The organism is Poseidonibacter sp. (assembly GCF_041821165.1).
Taxonomy (GTDB): Bacteria; Campylobacterota; Campylobacteria; order Campylobacterales; family Arcobacteraceae; genus Poseidonibacter.
Map to the genome: position 1 here is coordinate 1 of NZ_JBGUES010000162.1, position 5316 is coordinate 5316.

Below are 5316 nucleotides of genomic sequence, written 5' to 3' on the forward strand. Positions count from 1 at the left end.
GTGCTAAAAAAGAAGCTTTAATAATAGTTACTAGAAAACTAGCTTATATTATTTGGGCTATATATAATCATAACCAACCATATAATCCAACTCGTGTATTTGTAGCACATCCTTAATCTTAATTTTAGATGTAATTAACAGTAAATTGTAAAAAAACTCAAACAAATAATTTAATACTATAAATTGGCAATTATATAAAAGCCAATACCATTTTACTTGTTTACGATGAAATAAATTTCATCTTCAAAATACTATTTTTTATAGTACTTTAAAGATAAAACCTAAAAGTATGCACTTTTTTAATTTTATCTTTTATTTAAGCTATCTTTTATAGGAAGGCTTTAATTTTATTAATTATATTTAAATTGTGTGTAAATAGTATAGAGTTATATTTTTCCACGTTGCTTCCTTATTAGATTACTATAATTACACATATAAGAAATCAAAGGATAGAAAATGAAAAGATTAACAATTACCGTTTTTGTAGCAAGCTTATTTGCTGGAAGTTTATTTGCAGATGGTCACAATATGAATTATCATATTCATGAAGGGAAAATGATGAATCATAAACATCCTGATTTTTATCCAGACCATTCAAAAGTACCTGCAGAAGGTGAAGTAAAAAGGGATCCAAATTATTGGAATAATCAAACAAATATGAATGCTATATATGCAATTCAAGTAAAAAATGGTGTAATTAAATAAAAAAACTCTATAAATATTCAAGTTAAGAAGTTAATCTTCTTTCTTGTGTGTTGCATAACTTATAAAATTAAATTTCTAGCAAATATAGTAAATCCTAAAAAATCTAAACTCCTATCAAACTTATAATCATATACTTTTTTACATGGTTCTTATAGCATAAATTTCAAAATCATATATTTTTGTATAAGATAATTAACTGAAAGAAAAATTTGATTAATTGTGACAAATTTTATCAAATAATTTAAAATAAATATATTTCCACGTTGCTTCCTTATTAGATTACTATAATTCAACATATAAAAAAACAAAGGATAGAAAATGAAAAGATTAACAATTACAGTTTTAATAGCAGGTTTATTTGCAGGAAGCTTATTTGCAAGTGAGAATAATACAATGATGGGTATGGATAAAGAAAAATGTATGGCAATGCATAAAACAATGCACCAAGAAATGAATAAAAATAATTCAAAACAAGAGTCGTCATCAGTTTATAAAAAACACCAAGAAATTCTTAATCCAGATAGATCTGAATCTCAATTATATGAGGGATGATTAAATATCAGTTTAAATAACTTTTTTCTTGTAATTTTTCTATAAAACCTTCAATCCCTTGCTTGAAGGTTTTATTATTTATATTCGATAATCTAAAAACTCAAAGAAAAAGTCGTACCTTCATTTAATTTAGATTCAACTGTAATTTCAATATTATAATCTTTACATATTTTATTTACAATATTTAAACCAATTCCAAAACCACCTTGTTCTGAAGTTGCCCTGTAATATCTATTAAAAATATCTTTAATCTTTTTTTCTTCTATTCCAATTCCATTATCCTTGATAATTAAAGTTTTATTTTCTAATAAGATATCTATCTTACCACCCATTCTATTGTATTTAATAGCATTTGATATTAGATTATTGAAAACTCTTATAAAATCATCTTTATTGATTTTATAATTAAAGTTTTCTAAATTAGTGTTAATTATAATTCTTTTTTTTGATGCAAGAGGTTCAAAATATTTTAATTGTTCTTTTATTGTATTGTCCAATGATAATTCATTTATGATTTTTTCTGTTTGATTATTTGCTAAAAAAATATATGTTAGATCTTTATAAATTTCAGAAACTCTCCTAGCACTTAATCTTACTCTCTCAATCTGTTTAGGCGTAAGGTTCTCAGATTCTGTTGACATCAAGATAGCACTTATTGGCGTATTTAATTCATGTGTTGTATCTTTGATAAAAGTATTTATTCTTTTTCTTTCTTCTTTTATGGGTTTTAAAAATAACTTTGCAAGATAAAATCCAATTAACGAAATGATTGAATAGATTAAAATAAAAAAGAAAATAATATCAATTATCAGTTTTTCTATTTTTTCAAAGTATAGATTTTCTTCAATTGCAATATAATATACTCCCAAGTGACCTAAGGCTGATTTATCAATTAATACAAAGTGTTTTTCATGTTGTATTAAATCTTCTGAAAAATCAAAAGTATCATTTAAATTCCCAAATATCTTCTCTTTTTTTGCATTATAAAAAGAGATTTTATAATCATTTGTCTCTAATAATTTACTATTATCAAAGGGAGTATTAGACATGTGTGAGAATATTATTTGTGAAGATATCTTAGTTGCAACATTTTGCATATTTGATTTTGTTAAATCAAAATATAAAGTTCGTTCATTTTGATAATATAAAAATGCCACTAATATCATCAAAATAAAAGATGAACCTAAATAAAGAGTTAAAAACCTAATAAAGGTTGTTTTTTCACTATTTGTTAAATCTATAACCAACTCCTCTTGTATTTGAAATAAATTCTTCACCAAGAATTTTTCTTAGATTTTTTATATAAGTTCTAACAGTAGATGCATTTGGTGAGTCTTCATAAGACCAAACATTTGTACTTAATTCTTCAATACTTACTGTTTTATTATTATTTATCAAGTAAAGTAAAATTTCACACTCTTTTTTTGCAAGGTGTACTTCTTTATTGTCTTTTTTGATAAATAGATTTAATCTATCTAAATAGATATTTGGAGAGATTTCTATTATTTCATCGGGCAAGATTTTAAATAGTCTTTTTATATTGTTAATTCTTATATCTAATTCTTTAAGTTCTACTGGTTTTTTAACATAATCATCACAACCTGAATCAAAACCTTTTTCAATATCATCAACCATATTTAAAGATGTTAAAAATATAGCAGGTGTTTTTATATCATTTTTTCTAGCACTTTTTAATAAATCAAATCCATTAATAACAGGTACATTTACATCAAAAAGAAATAAATCGAACTTTTGTGAATATATTAATGCTTCTGCTTCATCACCACTATATACAGAGATGATTTGATAACCCTTGTTCTGTAAGTGTTCCTCAATGATTTCATTTAGTAATATATCATCTTCAAGTAAGAGTATCTTCATTAAAATCCTTTGAAGAATTTTAGCATAAAGAAGATTTATTAAAACAAGGATTTTTAAAAATCCTTGTTTAATTTTTAGAAAGAATAAATAAGTCTAGTTCTTAAATCAGTTGCATCTTTTGTATCATTTTCATAATCTAATATAGAATAATCAATTTGAGCTACTAATGCTTTAGTAATTGGATAAGCTAAATTTAAAGTTATTTCATCTAAATCAGCATTTACAGTTGGTTGATCAAAGCTTGTATATTTGAGTTCTGTTTTTAACTTTCCAAATTTATAGCCTGTTCCAACTTGCCAAGCATCAGTTCCAGCTTTAAATGCATCAGCACCAGCTGTTTTTGTTGTTGCTGTAAATTGAGAATAAGCACCTTGCCCTATACCTCTTACTACATCATTTGCATCATCAGTAGATGTATATCCGGCAAATAAATCAAGTCCTTCAATATTTCCACCAACTTTTAAACCATACATTGATGAATCTTTACTTGCACTTGAATCATAATTTGTATCAAAATATTGTGCAGCTACAAAAACAGGTCCAAAATTATATTTCGCATCCACATACATATCAACTGCAACATCTACAACATCGGCATACTGAAACTGCACATCTAAATTAGGAATTGAACTATTTTTAATATAAACAGTTTGTACTCCATCATTTCCTATGTTGTAAAAATTACCAGGTTCACCAGTTCCATTTGTATCATAATTTACAAATGCATTGTCCCCATAAGAAGAATTATCTGTTCTTGTTTGATATTTTGTAACTAAACCTGCAACAACAGTTGTATCAGGGATATCAGTATTTACTAATAAATATGCTTCAAAAGCTTCTTTTATTAATCTTGAACCAGAACCTGCTAATAATGGAGTAGTTACAAATTGTCTACCACCTTTAAAAGTTGTTTTATCATATGTATATTGTAGATATGATTCAGATAAAACTGACCCTTGTGCATCCATACTTCCAGCTGTTTTCCCATCTTTATCATCAATACTAGTTACATGAGAAGTTTGTAAAGTTGCACCTAGTACCAATCCTTTAAAATCATCTGTTACGAAGTTTAAATGACCACCATTAGCCCAAATTGAACTATCATTTTTACCAGCTCCATCAAATGTTTGAGCAAAATAATATGATTTTACTGCCCCTGATGCTTTTCCATTAGTAAATGCTTCAGCTAATGTATCTGCTGCAAAACTATTTGTTGCGAATCCTGCAACAGCTAATGCTGTAACTAAACTTATTTTTGCGATTTTTTTCATTTGTTCTCCTAAAATTTCATATACTAAAATATTAGTTTATGATGATATATATTTTTAAAATAAAAATAATGAAAAACTATAACAAACCAAAATGCAGTTAACATGTAGTTTTACTCCATAATCACTCCTTATAAAATTTATATAATAAATAAAAAAATTGGAGTATATATGAAAATATTATTATTGGAAGATGATATCATTCTTGCTGAAATAATAAGCGAGTACCTAATAAAGAATAATTTCATAGTTTCTATAACATATGATGGTTATGAAGCAGAAGAATTAATTTATTCAGAACAATTTGATTTATTACTTTTAGATATAAATGTTCCTAATATTAGTGGATTATCAATTGCAAATAAGATAAGATCTAATGGACTGTTAATGCCTATTATTTTTATTTCATCCTCTATATGTTTAGATGATTTTAAAAAAGCCTATCAATATGGGGCAAATGATTTTATTAGAAAACCATTTAGTTTAGAAGAATTACTTATTAGAATAAATTATATAAAAGAAAAATTTTTCATTGAATCAACAAAAGTAATAAAACTTACAAATGATATAAAATTTAATTTTAGGACCATGTCTATAGAAAAAGAAACAAAAAATATTTCCTTACCTAAAAAAGAAGCTGAGATCCTTAAGTATTTTTTATTAAATAAAAATAGAATTATTTCAATTAATGAACTAATATTAAATATATGGGGATATGAAGCAGAACCTTCTATTGCAACAATCCGATCTTATATAAAAAATATTAGAAAACATATAGATAAAGATTCCTTTGAGACAATAAAAGGATTAGGTTATATCTTAAAAATATAACTACATGTTCCCTGCATATAAAAAAAGTATAATTCTCCATAGTTATTTTATTAACTAATATAACTAATGTCAAAGATAA

6 protein-coding genes are annotated in these 5316 nt (G+C 25.1%); 3 read left to right on the forward strand and 3 right to left on the reverse strand.

The genetic code is table 11. The annotated features are described in order from the left end of the window. Positions 1-456 precede the first annotated feature (456 nt). The gene (locus ACERKK_RS10885) at positions 457-705 is read left to right on the forward strand and encodes a hypothetical protein (RefSeq protein WP_368030740.1); all 249 of its coding nucleotides are present in this window, start codon (positions 457-459) and stop codon (positions 703-705) included. A gap of 318 nt (positions 706-1023) precedes the next feature. Next, positions 1024-1257 carry a hypothetical protein gene (locus ACERKK_RS10890; RefSeq protein WP_373773103.1) on the forward strand — a complete coding sequence of 78 codons (234 nt, stop codon included), beginning with the start codon at positions 1024-1026 and terminating at the stop codon, positions 1255-1257. A gap of 92 nt (positions 1258-1349) precedes the next feature. Here the strand turns inward: ACERKK_RS10890 and ACERKK_RS10895 are convergent, their stop codons facing one another. From ACERKK_RS10895 to ACERKK_RS10905, 3 genes are all read right to left on the reverse strand, one after another. Continuing rightward, positions 1350-2504 (reverse strand): sensor histidine kinase, encoded by a 1155-nt coding sequence (locus tag ACERKK_RS10895; RefSeq protein WP_373773104.1) that lies wholly within the window; start codon positions 2502-2504, stop codon positions 1350-1352. Next, complete coding sequence (locus tag ACERKK_RS10900; protein ID WP_373773105.1) at positions 2482-3138, reverse strand: response regulator transcription factor; 657 nt, start codon at positions 3136-3138, stop codon at positions 2482-2484. The genes ACERKK_RS10895 and ACERKK_RS10900 overlap by 23 nt, the downstream gene beginning before the upstream one ends. Positions 3139-3212: 74 nt before the next feature. Continuing rightward, positions 3213-4409 (reverse strand): OprD family outer membrane porin, encoded by a 1197-nt coding sequence (locus tag ACERKK_RS10905; RefSeq protein ID WP_373773106.1) that lies wholly within the window; start codon positions 4407-4409, stop codon positions 3213-3215. 168 nt (positions 4410-4577) lie between these two features. Between ACERKK_RS10905 and ACERKK_RS10910 the strand changes: the two genes are divergently transcribed. Beyond that, on the forward strand, positions 4578-5237 hold the full coding sequence (locus ACERKK_RS10910) for a response regulator transcription factor (RefSeq protein ID WP_373773107.1): 660 nt from the start codon (positions 4578-4580) through the stop codon (positions 5235-5237). The last annotated feature ends 79 nt before the right edge of the window (positions 5238-5316 follow it).